The 12,695-nt window shown below is 65.1% G+C and carries 15 protein-coding genes; 12 read left to right on the top strand and 3 right to left on the bottom strand.

Annotated elements, in window-relative coordinates; translation table 11 throughout:
- The first annotated feature begins 7 nt into the window (after positions 1-7).
- Positions 8-1,636: a threonine ammonia-lyase, biosynthetic gene (gene ilvA / locus AC3WS7_RS10945; protein ID WP_296468014.1), complete on the top strand. Its 1,629-nt coding sequence runs from the start codon at positions 8-10 to the stop codon at positions 1,634-1,636.
- Positions 1,637-1,675: 39 nt separating this feature from the next.
- Here ilvA and AC3WS7_RS10940 read toward each other — a convergent pair whose 3' ends face one another.
- The gene (locus AC3WS7_RS10940; protein ID WP_296468016.1) at positions 1,676-2,128 is read right to left on the bottom strand and encodes a general secretion pathway protein C; all 453 of its coding nucleotides are present in this window, start codon (positions 2,126-2,128) and stop codon (positions 1,676-1,678) included.
- A 59-nt stretch (positions 2,129-2,187) separates the two neighbouring features.
- Here AC3WS7_RS10940 and gspG point away from each other — a divergent pair, with 59 nt between their 5' ends.
- From gspG to AC3WS7_RS10890, 10 genes are read left to right on the top strand one after another with little or no spacing between them, the layout of a single operon-like run.
- A complete protein-coding gene (gspG, locus tag AC3WS7_RS10935) occupies positions 2,188-2,619 on the top strand; it encodes a type II secretion system major pseudopilin GspG (RefSeq protein ID WP_492656364.1) in 432 nt (143 codons plus the stop codon).
- A gap of 3 nt (positions 2,620-2,622) precedes the next feature.
- Positions 2,623-3,072, top strand: a complete 450-nt coding sequence (locus tag AC3WS7_RS10930; RefSeq protein ID WP_492656363.1) for a pilus assembly FimT family protein — start codon at positions 2,623-2,625, stop codon at positions 3,070-3,072.
- Positions 3,069-3,434, top strand: a complete 366-nt coding sequence (gspI, locus tag AC3WS7_RS10925; protein WP_492656362.1) for a type II secretion system minor pseudopilin GspI — start codon at positions 3,069-3,071, stop codon at positions 3,432-3,434. The genes AC3WS7_RS10930 and gspI overlap by 4 nt, the downstream gene beginning before the upstream one ends.
- 2 nt (positions 3,435-3,436) lie before the next feature.
- Positions 3,437-4,081, top strand: coding sequence for a prepilin-type N-terminal cleavage/methylation domain-containing protein (locus AC3WS7_RS10920; RefSeq protein ID WP_492656361.1), 645 nt, complete (start codon positions 3,437-3,439; stop codon positions 4,079-4,081).
- Positions 4,078-5,034: a type II secretion system minor pseudopilin GspK gene (gene gspK / locus AC3WS7_RS10915; protein ID WP_296468026.1), complete on the top strand. Its 957-nt coding sequence runs from the start codon at positions 4,078-4,080 to the stop codon at positions 5,032-5,034. Before AC3WS7_RS10920 ends, gspK begins: the two co-directional genes overlap by 4 nt.
- A 37-nt stretch (positions 5,035-5,071) precedes the next feature.
- Positions 5,072-6,328 carry a type II secretion system protein GspL gene (gene gspL / locus AC3WS7_RS10910; RefSeq protein WP_492656360.1) on the top strand — a complete coding sequence of 419 codons (1,257 nt, stop codon included), beginning with the start codon at positions 5,072-5,074 and terminating at the stop codon, positions 6,326-6,328.
- A gap of 18 nt (positions 6,329-6,346) precedes the next feature.
- Positions 6,347-6,841 carry a type II secretion system protein M gene (locus AC3WS7_RS10905; protein WP_492656359.1) on the top strand — a complete coding sequence of 165 codons (495 nt, stop codon included), beginning with the start codon at positions 6,347-6,349 and terminating at the stop codon, positions 6,839-6,841.
- Positions 6,838-7,626 (top strand): type II secretion system protein N, encoded by a 789-nt coding sequence (gene gspN / locus AC3WS7_RS10900; protein WP_492656358.1) that lies wholly within the window; start codon positions 6,838-6,840, stop codon positions 7,624-7,626. The genes AC3WS7_RS10905 and gspN overlap by 4 nt, the downstream gene beginning before the upstream one ends.
- A 52-nt stretch (positions 7,627-7,678) precedes the next feature.
- Complete coding sequence (gspD, locus tag AC3WS7_RS10895; RefSeq protein WP_492656357.1) at positions 7,679-9,736, top strand: type II secretion system secretin GspD; 2,058 nt, start codon at positions 7,679-7,681, stop codon at positions 9,734-9,736.
- Positions 9,737-9,741: 5 nt separating this feature from the next.
- Positions 9,742-11,130: a GspE/PulE family protein gene (locus AC3WS7_RS10890; protein ID WP_296468037.1), complete on the top strand. Its 1,389-nt coding sequence runs from the start codon at positions 9,742-9,744 to the stop codon at positions 11,128-11,130.
- Positions 11,131-11,139: 9 nt separating this feature from the next.
- Here AC3WS7_RS10890 and AC3WS7_RS10885 read toward each other — a convergent pair whose 3' ends face one another.
- Together AC3WS7_RS10885 and AC3WS7_RS10880 are read right to left on the bottom strand one after the other, a co-directional pair.
- On the bottom strand, positions 11,140-12,072 hold the full coding sequence (locus AC3WS7_RS10885; protein ID WP_492656356.1) for a LysR family transcriptional regulator: 933 nt from the start codon (positions 12,070-12,072) through the stop codon (positions 11,140-11,142).
- Positions 12,060-12,275 (bottom strand): hypothetical protein, encoded by a 216-nt coding sequence (locus tag AC3WS7_RS10880; protein WP_492656355.1) that lies wholly within the window; start codon positions 12,273-12,275, stop codon positions 12,060-12,062. Before AC3WS7_RS10880 ends, AC3WS7_RS10885 begins: the two co-directional genes overlap by 13 nt.
- Here AC3WS7_RS10880 and AC3WS7_RS10875 point away from each other — a divergent pair.
- A partial coding sequence (locus tag AC3WS7_RS10875) for a DUF4148 domain-containing protein (protein WP_492656354.1) occupies positions 12,274-12,695 on the top strand: 422 nt, incomplete at its 3' end. The genes AC3WS7_RS10880 and AC3WS7_RS10875 overlap by 2 nt on opposite strands.

Genomic DNA, 12,695 nt, shown 5'->3' with positions numbered 1-12,695 from the left:
TAGCCCCGTGAGTTCCCCCCAACAGCCCCCTGTCCCCCACCTCACCCCGGCGGATTACCTCAAGAAAATTCTGACAGCCCGCGTCTACGACGTGGCCAGCGAGACCGCCCTGGAGCCCGCCCGCGCCCTGAGCCGCCGCTTACACAACACCGTGCTTTTCAAGCGCGAAGACCAGCAACCGGTGCGCAGCTTCAAGCTGCGCGGCGCCTACAACAAGATGGCACAAATGCCGCCCGAGCAGATCGCCAAAGGTGTGATTTGCGCGTCTGCCGGCAACCACGCGCAGGGCGTGGCCCTATCGGCCAGCCGCATGGGCGTGCGTGCGGTGATCGTGATGCCGACCACCACGCCCCAGCTCAAGGTGGACGCAGTGCGCGGTTTTGGTGGCGAGGTGGTGCTGTTTGGCGAGAGCTACTCGGACGCTTACGGCCATGCCGTGACCCTGCAGAAAAAAGAAGGGCTGACCTTTGTGCACCCGTTTGATGACCCGGACGTGATTGCGGGCCAGGGCACTGTGGCCATGGAAATCCTGCGCCAGGTACAGACCCTGGGCGCGGACAAGGCGGCCAAGTCTGGCCACAGAACCGGCAGCAAAACCGGCCCCGGCCTGGATGCCGTGTTCGTAGCCATTGGCGGCGGCGGTCTGATCTCGGGTGTGGCCAACTACATCAAGGCGGTGGCGCCGGGCGTCAAAGTCATCGGCGTACAGATGAATGACTCCAACGCCATGATCCAGTCCGTGGGCGCCAAGCAGCGTGTGACGCTACCGGACGTAGGCCTGTTTTCCGACGGCACGGCCGTGAAGTTGGTGGGCGAGGAGACCTTCCGGATTGCGAGCAACCTGGTAGACGACTATGTGACGGTGGACACCGACGCAGTGTGCGCGGCCATCAAAGACATCTTTGTGGACACCCGCTCTATCGTGGAGCCAGCCGGTGCGCTGGCCGTAGCCGCCATCAAACAGTACGTGGCCACCCACAAAACCAAGGGCGAGACCTACGCCGCCATCCTGTGCGGCGCCAACATGAACTTCGACCGCCTGCGCTTTGTGGCCGAGCGGGCGGAGGTGGGAGAAGAGCGCGAGGCGCTGTTTGCCGTAACCATCCCCGAGGAGCGTGGCAGCTTCAAGCGCTTTTGTGAGCTGATTGGCGAACTGCCCGGCGGCACGCGCAATGTGACCGAATTCAACTACCGCATCAGCGACGCAGCCCAGGCACATGTGTTTGTGGGCCTGAGTACCCAGGGCAAGGGCGAGTCGGCCAAGGTGGCCAAGAACTTCGAAAAAAACGGTTTTAAAACCTTGGACCTGACCCACGATGAGCTGGCCAAAGAGCACATCCGCCATATGGTGGGGGGCATCTCCAGCCTGGCGCAGGACGAGCGCCTGCTGCGCTTTGTGTTCCCGGAGCGGCCGGGCGCGTTGATGAAGTTCCTGAGTCTGATGCGCCCGGGTTGGAACATCAGCCTGTTCCACTACCGCAACCAAGGCGCGGACTACGGCCGCATTTTGGTGGGCTTGCAGGTCCCGCAAGCGGATGACCTCGCCTTCGCGCAATTCCTGGAAACTCTGGGTTACCCCTATGTCGAAGAAACACAAAATCCGGTCTATCGGATGTTTCTTCAGCTACAAAAATAATAGCTGCTTGCGCAATATCCACGCTGGCTAGAGGCCGTTTTAACCCTTAATCTTGGGTGGAAGCTCCAGCCGCAGGGGCGCATCCCCCTCGCGTTCCAGCGTGGCGCTGCGGCCTTGCACGTGGCGCAAAACCCAGCCCTCTCCGACGCTGGCGCCCACGGCCACCGGTTTGGCGGGTTTGCCGTCCAGCCCAATAAGGGCAACGCCGCTACCCGCCTGATCCACCACCCCCACCAGCGCAAAACGGGCCGACGCGGCGACAGGCGCTGCCACAGCAGACGGCAAGTCGGCCGGCGCCGCCGAGCCCCCCAGCGCACGCGCCACGAGCCCGGTGTCAGGCGCCAGCACGGGGACCTGCACTGCTGCAACCGCGCTGCCCGTGCCGGACACCGGCACCTTGAGCGCCCAATAGACCACACCAGCGGCTGCCAATCCCGCCAACAGCGAAGCGGCCAGCCTGGGGGCCCATCGTGAAGTAGTGGAAGAAACCATGCTGCGCATTATCATGTACACACTGCCCGGCCCTGTCACGCCTTAGCGAAGTACCCACCATGTCCACCACCACCCGCCCCCATCCCAAGTCACGCGGCTTCACCCTCATCGAACTGATGGTGGTGCTCGTCATCATCGGGGTTCTGGCCGCACTGATCGTGCCCAATGTGCTGGACCGGGCCGATGACGCCCGCGTGTCTGCCGCCAAAACCGACATTGCCAACCTGCACCAAGCGCTCAAACTGTACAAACTCGACAACCAGCGCTACCCCAGCCAGGAGCAGGGCCTGCAGGCCCTGGTGCTCAAGCCCACCAACGGCGTGGTACCGGCCAACTGGAGACCCTATGTAGACAAGCTGCCCAATGACCCCTGGGGCCGCGCTTACTTGTATATGAACCCCGGCTTGCATGGTGAAGTGGACGTGCTGAGCTTTGGCGCCGACGGCCAATCGGGGGGGGAAGGCAAGAATGCTGACATTGGCAACTGGTAACTCGTGACGCCGCACTCCCCCTGGCACCGGCGCCCCCAAGGCTTTACCCTGCTGGAACTGCTGCTGGTGGTGGCCATCGTCGGCATGGCGTCCGCCGGGGTGGCGTTTGCCCTGCGGGATGCCGGTCAGTCCCGCCTGGACCGTGAAGCCCAGCGACTGGCGGCCCTGCTGGAGGGTGCACGTGCGCAGTCGCGCAGCCGTGGGGTGCCGGTACGCTGGCGCAGTGCGGCGCCCGGCTTTGTCTTTGAAGGCCTGCCGACCGCCGCCGCATTGCCCACGGCGTGGGACTATCCCGAAACCGCAGCCTACAGCGCCAGCCCCGTGGTGCTGGGGCCCGAGCCGGTCATTGGTCCGCAACAGATCCGCCTGTGGCAGCAAAATGCCCCCGAACGCAGCCTGTGGGTCAGCACGGATGGCCTGCGGCCATTCACCGTGCAAAACACCGAACCATGACACGCCGCACGTACCTGCAGGGTTTTACCCTGATCGAAGTGCTGGTGGCTTTGGCCATTGTGGCCACCACCCTGCTGGCGGGCCTGCAAGCGACGGGTGCCCTCACACGCAACGCCCAGCGCCAAACCGACCGGGTATTGGCCCAGCTATGCGCTGAAAATGCCCTGGCCCAGGTCCGACTGAGCCAGCGGCTGCCCGATGTGGGGGACAGCACCCACCCCTGCGCGCAAGCAGGCCGTGTGCTGCAGCTGCGCCTGCTGGTGCAGCCCACCCCCAATCCCAACTTCCGTCGCGTCGAAGCCCGCCTGTCGATCGAAGACACCCCCGTGCTGCAACTCACCACCATCGTGGGCCGCATCTGACCATGCAACGCGGCTTCACACTCATCGAATTGTTGGTGGCACTGGCCATCATGGCCTTGATGGCGACCCTGGGCTGGCGCGTTCTGTCCAGCATGCAGACCGCCGTGGACATCAACCGCCAGCATGCCGACCAAGTGCTGACACTGGACGCCAGCTTGGCCCAATGGGGCTTGGATCTGGATGCATTGGTGGAGCTGCCCCTGACGCGCACCCTGGACTGGGATGGCCGGGCCCTGCATCTGACACGTCGCAGCGGCAGCACGGGCAGGGACGGGGCCATCGTTGTGGCCTGGACGCGTGCCAACCGCGACGGCCAGTTCCAGTGGCTGCGCTGGCAGTCGCCCCCCTTCACCAGCCGCGAGGGCTGGCAATTGGCCTGGAACGAGGCCCACACCTGGGCGCAAACCACCCAAGACGGCACCGACCGGCGCGAAGTCCGCGTGACGCCCCTGACCGAATGGCAGGTGTATTTTTATCGCACTGGCGCCTGGAGCAACCCCCTGTCGAGCACTGGCACAGACCCCGCAGTGAACAACAGCCTACCCGATGGCATTCGGCTGGTGCTCACCCTGCCGCAAGGCCATCCCCTGATGGGGCCGTTGGTGCGCGATTGGGCCCGCAGCAACACAGCGGGGGCCCTGCCATGAAACACACACAGCGTGGCGCAGCCATCCTGACTGCTTTGCTCCTGGTCACGCTCGTCGCCACGCTGAGCACCTCCGCACTCTGGCAGCAGTGGCGCGCGCTGGAGGTGGAAACGGCCGAAAGGACCAAGGTCCAATCGCGCTGGCTGCTGCAAGGTGCACTGGACTGGGCACGGCTCATTCTGCGTGAAGACGCCCGCAACGCGGCCCCCGATCACCTGGGCGAGCCTTGGGCGGTGGTGCTGCAAGAAGCACAGCTGTCCAGCTTTTTGGCGGGCAGCGGGTCCGCAGCTGACCTGGGTGAGCACCTGAAGGCAGCCTACCTCTCCGGCCAGATTACCGATTTGCAGGCGCGGCTCAACCTGCTCAACCTGGTCCAGGAGGGCCAAATCCACCAGCCCAGCCTGCGGGCATTCAGCCGCCTGTTTGAAGCACTGCAGTTGCCGCCTGCCGAGCTCGCATTTTTGGTAGCACAGTTGCAACTGACTCTCCAGGCCACGCAGGCAGAGAGCGCCACCGAGGGCCCCCACCCTCTGTTGCCCCGCAACATCGAGCAACTGGCTTGGCTAGGCCTCACGCCGGCCACCTTGGCCGCCCTGCAAGCCCATGCCGTAGTTCTGCCGGAACGCACCCCCGTCAACCTGAATACCGCCTCTGCACTGGTGCTGCATGCAAGCCTGCCGGGGCTGGACCTGGCCGCGGCAGAGCGCATGGTGCAGGCCCGCAAGCAAAGCCACTTCCGCACCCTGTCCGATGCGGTGCAAGCATCGGGCGTTCCGGACCTGGCCGTCAACAGCGGCCAGCACAGTGTGGGCTCCCGCTATTTCGAGGTACGCGTACGCCTGCGCCTGGGCAGCGCCGTGAGCCAGGAACGCAGCATGCTGCGCCGCGAAGGCCTGCAAGTGAAGACTTTGGCCACGCTGCGTGAAACACCGCCCCTGGCGTCCGTACAATGAAAGCCCCACTCCGGCCCATGGGCCCGCCCCGACACACATGATCCACCAGGCCATTTTGTTGCCCTTGCTGCCCGCCCCACCGGCCGGCGTGAGCGTGCACCTGGAAGGCATGTGGGAGAGTGTGCGCAGCAATGACGGGCGCAGTGTCACGGAGCATTTGATCTTGCCCGAGCTGCCGCACCGCGTGGGCAGGCAAGCCACAGTAGCCATTGTGCCGACCCAAGCGCTGTCGTGGCACCGGGTGACGCTGCCTGCGGGTACGCTGCGCCCCGGGTGGCGCGGGGGCAGTACAGCACGCCTGCGTGCCGTGCTCGAAGGCCTGCTGGAAGACCAACTGCTGGACGAGCCCGCCAACCTGCATTTCGCCTTGCCCCCCGGGGCGACACAGCAGGGCACGGTGTGGGTCGCGGTTTGCCAACGGCAGTGGCTGCAGAACGCCTTGGCCGCCATCGCCCACGCAGGCCACACCCCCGAGGCCGTAGTGCCCGAATGGGTGCCCGGCAATGGCCCCACCAACGCCCTCTGGTGCACCGGTGGCGGCCATGATGCCCAGTGGATCTGGACCGATGCCCAAGGGGTGCACCGGCGCCCCTGGCCCTCGCCGGTCGCGCCCCACCTCCCACCCGACGCCTTGCAAGGAACCGTGTGGGCCGAGCCCGGCATGGCGGCGCTGGCCGAAACCGCACTGCAGCGCGATGTGGAGGTGATGTCACGCGCGCAGCGCCTGCTCAACTGCACCCACACAGACTGGAACCTGGCCCAAGGCGAGCTAGCCCCTACCCATGCGGGCTGGGGCCGCATCCGCCAAGCCCTGCAAACGCTGTGGCAAGCCCCCGACTGGCGCCCGGCGCGGTGGGCAGCGCTGGCACTGGTGGCCACCCAACTGGTTGGCCTGCAGGCCTACGCCTGGTGGGCCGAGCACAGCCTGGCACAACGCCGCAGCGTCTTGCACGGCCTGCTGCAAACCACATTTCCTGCGACCACCGTGGTGGTGGATGCGCCTCTGCAAATGGAACGCGCCGTGGCGGCCCTGCGCCAGTCCAGCGGCAGCGCAGCCAAGGGCGACCTGGAGAGCCTGCTGGCCGCGCTCGGAGGATCGGAGAACTTTGAGCCATTCATGCACACCGGATCTGCGCAACCCGCTATGGAATTTGCAGCAGGTGAACTGCGCATCAGCGGCTTGCCACTGAGCCCGGAGCCCGTGGAGGCGCTGCGCCGCCAGCTCACCGACCTGGGCTACACCCTGCAGGCCGATGGCAACAGCCTGCGCGTGCGTGCCACCACCAGCCCCTGACGACCCACCGCACCCACCATGGCACGCCCCCCTTCCGCACCGACCAACGCCTTGCAGGTCTGGTGGCAGCAGCGCCCGCCACGTGAGCAGGCCCTGCTGCTGGCAGCTGCCGGCCTGGTCGGCCTGACACTGCTGTGGAGCCTGCTGCTGGCTCCCGCATGGCGCAGCTTGCGCACCTTTGACGCCCGGCACCTCGTCCTGGAGCAACAACACCAGCGCATGCTGCAATTGCAGGCCCAGGCCAAAAGCCTGCAGGCCATGCCGGCACTGGAACCCGCCGCCGCCCAACAGGCCTTGCAGGCCAGCGTGAGGACCAGCCTAGGGCCCCAAGCCAGCATGCAGGTGCAAGGCAATATTGCCACCGTCACCTTGCAAGGCGTACGCCCCGAGGCGCTGGCGCAGTGGCTGGTACGCACCCGCAGCACGGCACGGCTGGCCCCCTTTGAGGCGAAGCTGCAACGCGGGCCGCAGGGCTGGAGTGGCACTCTGCGTATTCGGCTGGGGCCCGCATGAGACGCAGCACACCGCCCTGGATCTGGGCCTGGCTAGGAGCCATGGCCGGTTTGCTGCTGGCCGTGGCAGTGGTGGCGCCAGCGCACTGGCTGGCCTACGGCATCGGCCAACTGACTGCCCAGCGGCTGCAACTGCAATCCGCCCAAGGCACGGTATGGAACGGGCGTGCCCAACTCACATTGGGCAGTGAGGACCCCTTGGCACCACGTACCGCCTTGCCGGGCGAGGTGATGTGGCAGCTGCAGCCCCACTGGCAGGGATTGCGGGTGCGGTTGAGTGCCTCCTGTTGCCTGGACGGCACATGGACCTGGGATCTGCAGCCGCGCTGGCTGGGCCTGCAGATCCTGCCCGAAGACCGCGACGCCCAACACCCGCTGCGATTGCCCAGCGCCCTGCTCATCGGCCTGGGCACCCCCTGGAACACGCTGCAACTGGAGGGCACATTGACGCTGTCCACACAAGCCCTGTTGCTGGACCTGGGCCAAGACCACCCCAAGCTGCAAGGCCAGCTGCAGTTGCAGGCCCTGGCCATGTCCACCGCCTTATCCCCGCTGCGGCCGGTTGGCAGCTATGCCGTCACCCTGGAAGGCGGCCTAACACCTACACTGGCACTGCGCACGCTGGAAGGGGGCCTGCAATTGCAAGGCACCGGACGGTGGCGCCAGGGACAGCTGCAATTCACCGGTGACGCCCAGGCTGCACCTGGCCAAGAAGAGGCATTGGCCAATTTGCTCAATATCATTGGACGGCGCAGCGGCGCACGCTCCATACTCCAAGTGGGTTAACTGCATGCCACACCATCTACCAACATCTCGCCCCCGATGGCGCCAAGCAGCTATGCATTTGATAGCTGCTTGCGCACTATTCACGGGGGCTAGCGGCATATTTACTACCAATTCCTGGGGCCAGGCTGTAGCCGGCAAGCGCGGCGAACCCGTCACGCTGAACTTCAACAACGCCGAAATCGAGGCCGTGGCCCGCACCATGGCCGCCCTCACCGGGCGCAATGTGGTGGTGGATCCGCGCGTCAAGGGCACCATCACCCTGGTCACCGACAGTCCCGCATCACCCGCCCGCGCCTACTATTTGTTCCTGACCACCCTGCGCATGCAGGGCTTTACCGTGGTGCAGGTGGACGGCCTGGACAAGGTGGTGCCCGAGGCCGACGCCAAGCTGCAAGGCACCGCCGTGTCGGTCGACGATGGCAAAGGCCCGGTCACCACTGGCCAGATCCAGACCCAGATCTTCAAGATCACCCACGAAAACGCCAACAGCCTGGTGCCTGTGCTGCGCCCGCTGATCACGCCCAACAACGTCATCAACGTGAATACCGGCAACAACTCGCTGGTGATCACCGACTACGCCGACAACCTGCGCCGCATCGCCCGCATCGTGCAGGCGCTGGACGTGCCCAATGCCACCGACTTGGAAATCATCCCCATCCAGCACGCAGTAGCGACCGACCTGGCTCAGTTGGCCACCCGTTTGCTGGAAGCTCCCGCGGGCGCGGCGCCGGGCGGCCAGGCCGATGCAAGTTACAAGACCACCATCCTGGTGGAACCCCGCTCCAACGCCGTCATCGTGCGTGCGGCCAACCAGGCCCGCCTCGCGCTGGCCAAGACCCTGATCCAGCGGCTGGACCAACCCAGCGCCAACACCAGCAACGGTGCAGCAGGCAACATCTATGTGGTCTACCTGAAAAACGCCAACGCCACCCAACTGGCTGGCACGCTACGCGCCGCCATCAGTGCGGACACACGCGGCAGCAGCCCGACGGCCACACCGGCAGCAGGGGCAGCGGCCGCAGGGACCGCGAGCCAGCCCAGCACAGGGGGCCAGATCCAGGCCGACCCGAGCACCAACTCGCTCATCATCACGGCGAGTGAACCGCAGTACCGCCAGCTGCGTGCCGTCATCGACAAGCTCGATGCACGCCGCGCCCAGGTGTTTGTGGAGAGCCTGATTGCCGAGGTCAGCGCCGACAAGGCGGCCGAGTTTGGCATTCAGTGGCAAGGTGCGGTGGGCAATGCAGGCGACGGCGTGATTGGCCTCTTGGGCACCAACTTTGGCAGCGCAGGCAAGAACATCATCAGCCTGGCCACCCAGGGTGCGGCAGGCACGGTGGCCCCCGCCCGCGGCTTTAACCTCGGTGCAGCCAGCAAAACCAATGGCGTTTACGTGCTGGGTTTTCTGGCGCGTTTTCTGGAAGAGTCAGGCAGTGGCAATGTGCTCTCCACCCCCAACCTGCTGACACTGGACAACGAGGAGGCCAAGATCGTCATTGGCCAGAACGTGCCCTTTGTGACCGGCCAATTCACCAACACCGGGGCCAGCACCAGCACAGTCAACCCCTTCCAGACCATCGAGCGCAAGGACGTGGGCCTGACCCTGAAAGTGAAACCACAAATCAGCGAGAACGGCACGGTGAAGCTGACCATCTTCCAGGAGGTCTCCAGCGTGCTGGCCTCAACGGCCAACGCCACCAACGGCCCCACCACCAACAAGCGCACCATCGAATCGAATGTGCTGGTGGAAGACGGTGCGGTGGTGGTGCTGGGTGGACTGCTGCAAGACGAGTACGCCGGCAACGAAGAGAAAGTGCCTGGCCTGGCCGATGTCCCTTTCTTTGGCAACCTGTTCAAAAGCGAGGCACGTAGCCGCAAGAAGACCAACCTGATGGTCTTTCTGCGGCCGGTGGTGGTGCGCGATGCGGCGGCCACACAAGCCCTGTCGACCGACCGTTACGAACTCATGCGCAGTGGCCAGCAAAGCAGCCAGCCTGCCCCCAGCAGCTTGGTGCCCATCAACGAGGCTCCCGTGCTTCCGGTGTTGCCCGCGCGCCCTGCTGCACCGGCCCCAGCGCCTGCAGCAGCCCCCGCCACCAGCACACCGTAGCCCGTATGCGCTACCCGCTGCCTTACGCCTTTGCGCGCAGCCAGCAACTTTTGCTGGAAGACGACGGCCAGATTCTGATGCTGTGGGTGCACCCTGGAACGGCCCCATCGGCCGTGGGCGAGGTGCTGCGCAAGTACGCCGTCTACAACGTGCAGAACCAGGAAGCTGAGGCCTTGGCCCAGCGCATCAGTGCAGCCTATGCCCAGGGCGAGTCCAGTGCCGCCACGGTGATGCACGAGGTGCAGGGCGAGGCCGACCTCAGCCGCATGATGCAAGAGCTGCCCGCGGTGGAAGACTTGCTGGAAACCGCTGACGATGCCCCCATCATCCGCATGCTCAACGCCTTGCTGACCCAGGCAGCACGCGATGGCGCCAGCGACATCCATATCGAGCCCTATGAACGCCACAGCAGTGTGCGCTTCCGGGTGGACGGCACCTTGCGTGAAGTCGTGCAAGCCCAGCGTGCGCTGCATGCTGCGCTGATTTCCCGGCTCAAGGTGATGGCCGACCTGGACATTTCAGAGAAGCGCCTGCCACAGGACGGTCGCATCAGCCTGCGCATTGGCACGCGGGCGGTGGATGTGCGCGTGAGCACCCTGCCCAGTGCGCACGGCGAGCGCGCGGTGCTGCGCCTGCTGGACAAAAGCCAGGACCAGCGCAGCCTCGAATCCATCGGCATGCAGGGCACGGTACTGCAGCGTTTTGAGGGCCTGATCGCCCAGCCCCACGGCATCATTCTGGTGACCGGGCCTACGGGCTCGGGCAAGACCACCACGCTCTACGCATCGCTGGGCCGGCTGGACGCTGCGCGGCAGAACATCATGACGGTGGAGGACCCCATCGAATACGAGCTGCCCGGTGTGGGCCAAACGCAGGTCAATCCCAAGATTGAGCTCACCTTTGCCAAGGCCTTGCGCGCCATCCTGCGCCAGGACCCGGACGTGATCATGATCGGCGAAATCCGCGATTTCGAAACCGCGCAAATCGCCATCCAGGCCTCGCTGACCGGTCACCTGGTATTGGCCACCCTGCACACCAACGACGCGGCCAGCGCCGTCACGCGCCTGCTCGACATGGGGGTGGAGCCGTTTTTGCTGAGCTCATCGTTGCGCGGCGTGCTGGCGCAGCGCTTGGTGCGCAAACTGTGCACCCAGTGCAAGGGCAAAGGCTGCCCCCAATGCGGCCACACCGGCTACCTGGGCCGCACCGGTGTATTCGAGTTGCTGGTGGTGGATGACGCCATTGCAGAGCGGGTACACCACCGTGCCTCCGAAGCTGAAATCCGCCAGGCCGGGCTGGCCACCGGCATGGTGCCACTGCGCGAGGACGGTGAGCGCCTGGTGCGCGACGGTCTCACCAGCCCCGAGGAACTGCTGCGCGTGGTGCGGGACTGAGCCTGCCGCTCAGCAGCGCGTGCAGGCGCGCAAAGCGTTGGCAGACTGCTGTCGAGTCTGCGTGATCAGGTAATCCAAAAACACACTGGTGCGCTCTGGCAGGAACTTGCGGCTGGGCAGTGCCGCATACAGCGAGAGGCGCCCCGCAATCCAAGGCGCCAACACACGCACCAGCGCGCCACTGTTGAGCAGCGGCGCCACCAGGTCCACCGGCGCGGAGGTGATGCCGGCCCCATCCATGGCGGCACGCAACAAGGTGTCGGAGTGGTTGGCCAGCAGCTTGGGCCGGATCGTTACCTCCTGCACCGCATCCGCATCGTCCGCATTCAGCAGACGCCACTGCGTGTGCACCTGGCCCGGCAGCTTCAGCCGCAGGATGTCGTGGCTGCCCAGGTCCTGGGGCAACACGGGAGCACCCATGCGCTGCAGGTACTGCGGCGAGGCGACCAACACCGCCTCGGTGGACGACACCTTGCGGGCGATGATGTCTGCATCAAAGTCCCCTTCCGTGGGCAACAGGGTGACGTCGTAATCCTCGATCGGTGGCTCCTTGAAGGTTTCCACATCGATGTGCAGCGCGATGTCCGGGTACTGGGCATTGAAGCCTGCCACCAGCGGCGCCAACACATGCGAAGCCAGCACTGGTGGTGCCAGCACACGCAGCACCCCCGAGAGCTCATGGGTCTGGGAGCTGGCCGCCTCATGTGCAGCATCGATGTCCTGCAGGATGTCGCGCACACGGCCCAGGTAGGTTTCTCCCGCGGGACTGAGCGAGATACGGCGGGTGGTCCGGTGCAGCAGGCGGGTGCCGAGGTAGTCCTCCAGATCCGCAATCAATCGGGTGACGGCAGCCGAGGAAATATCGAGCGCACGGGCCGCCGCTGCAAAGCCACCCTGGTCGATCACAGTCTGGAATACCCGCATTGACATCAAGCGATCCATGGAGTCCCTTTTTTGATTTTCAAGTTCTGAATTATTCCAACTAACGTAATGAACCACTGTTCGCAGAGGTATTTTTCTAATGCTAGGCCTTCTCTAAAGTTCACCCCATCGACGAGACGAACCTTAAACGCCCCCTCGATACCGCCCACAGGACGCTGTGTCCTGCCGGCGGAATCAATCAACCAGAGAAGGATTTGAATCATGAAATACGCAACCGCTTCCATCGCATTGGCCGTCGCTGCATTGGTCACAGGCCACGCCCAGGCTGCCGACGTCGGCAAGACCCGCGAACAAGTACGCGCTGAACTGGCAGAAGCCCAGCGCACCGGTGACATCGCTGCCAGCAAAGACATGGGCACGGACGAATTCGCCTCCGGCGCAGGCCGCAAGCTCAACGAGTTGAACCCCGCGGCCTACCCGGCAAAACCTGCAGTGGCAGGCAAGACCCGCGAACAAGTACGCGCTGAACTGGCAGAAGCCCAGCGCACCGGCGACATCGCTGCCAGCAAGGACATGGGCACGGACGAATTCGCCTCCGGCGCGGGCCGCAAGCTCAACGAGTTGAACCCCGCGGCCTACCCGGCAAAACCTGCAGTGGCAGGCAAGACCCGCGAACAAGTACG

The organism is Rhodoferax sp. EU05-FHT12H12, assembly GCF_058791215.1.
Note: the sequence above shows the minus strand (reverse complement) of the source record. Positions and strands in the feature narration are given on the sequence as shown.

Excerpts from the sequence above, each read along its gene's own strand:
- gspG (WP_492656364.1), top strand. The coding sequence starts at position 2,188 with ATGTCCACCACCACCCGCCCCCATCCCAAGTCACGCGGCTTCACCCTC.
- gspI (WP_492656362.1), top strand. The coding sequence starts at position 3,069 with ATGACACGCCGCACGTACCTGCAGGGTTTTACCCTGATCGAAGTGCTG.
- gspD (WP_492656357.1), top strand. The coding sequence starts at position 7,679 with ATGCATTTGATAGCTGCTTGCGCACTATTCACGGGGGCTAGCGGCATA.
- AC3WS7_RS10885 (WP_492656356.1), bottom strand. The coding sequence starts at position 12,072 with ATGGATCGCTTGATGTCAATGCGGGTATTCCAGACTGTGATCGACCAG.
- AC3WS7_RS10880 (WP_492656355.1), bottom strand. The coding sequence starts at position 12,275 with ATGATTCAAATCCTTCTCTGGTTGATTGATTCCGCCGGCAGGACACAG.
- gspL (WP_492656360.1), top strand. The coding sequence starts at position 5,072 with ATGATCCACCAGGCCATTTTGTTGCCCTTGCTGCCCGCCCCACCGGCC.
- gspK (WP_296468026.1), top strand. The coding sequence starts at position 4,078 with ATGAAACACACACAGCGTGGCGCAGCCATCCTGACTGCTTTGCTCCTG.
- gspN (WP_492656358.1), top strand. The coding sequence starts at position 6,838 with ATGAGACGCAGCACACCGCCCTGGATCTGGGCCTGGCTAGGAGCCATG.
- AC3WS7_RS10920 (WP_492656361.1), top strand. The coding sequence starts at position 3,437 with ATGCAACGCGGCTTCACACTCATCGAATTGTTGGTGGCACTGGCCATC.
- AC3WS7_RS10940 (WP_296468016.1), bottom strand. The coding sequence starts at position 2,128 with ATGGTTTCTTCCACTACTTCACGATGGGCCCCCAGGCTGGCCGCTTCG.
- AC3WS7_RS10905 (WP_492656359.1), top strand. The coding sequence starts at position 6,347 with ATGGCACGCCCCCCTTCCGCACCGACCAACGCCTTGCAGGTCTGGTGG.
- AC3WS7_RS10890 (WP_296468037.1), top strand. The coding sequence starts at position 9,742 with ATGCGCTACCCGCTGCCTTACGCCTTTGCGCGCAGCCAGCAACTTTTG.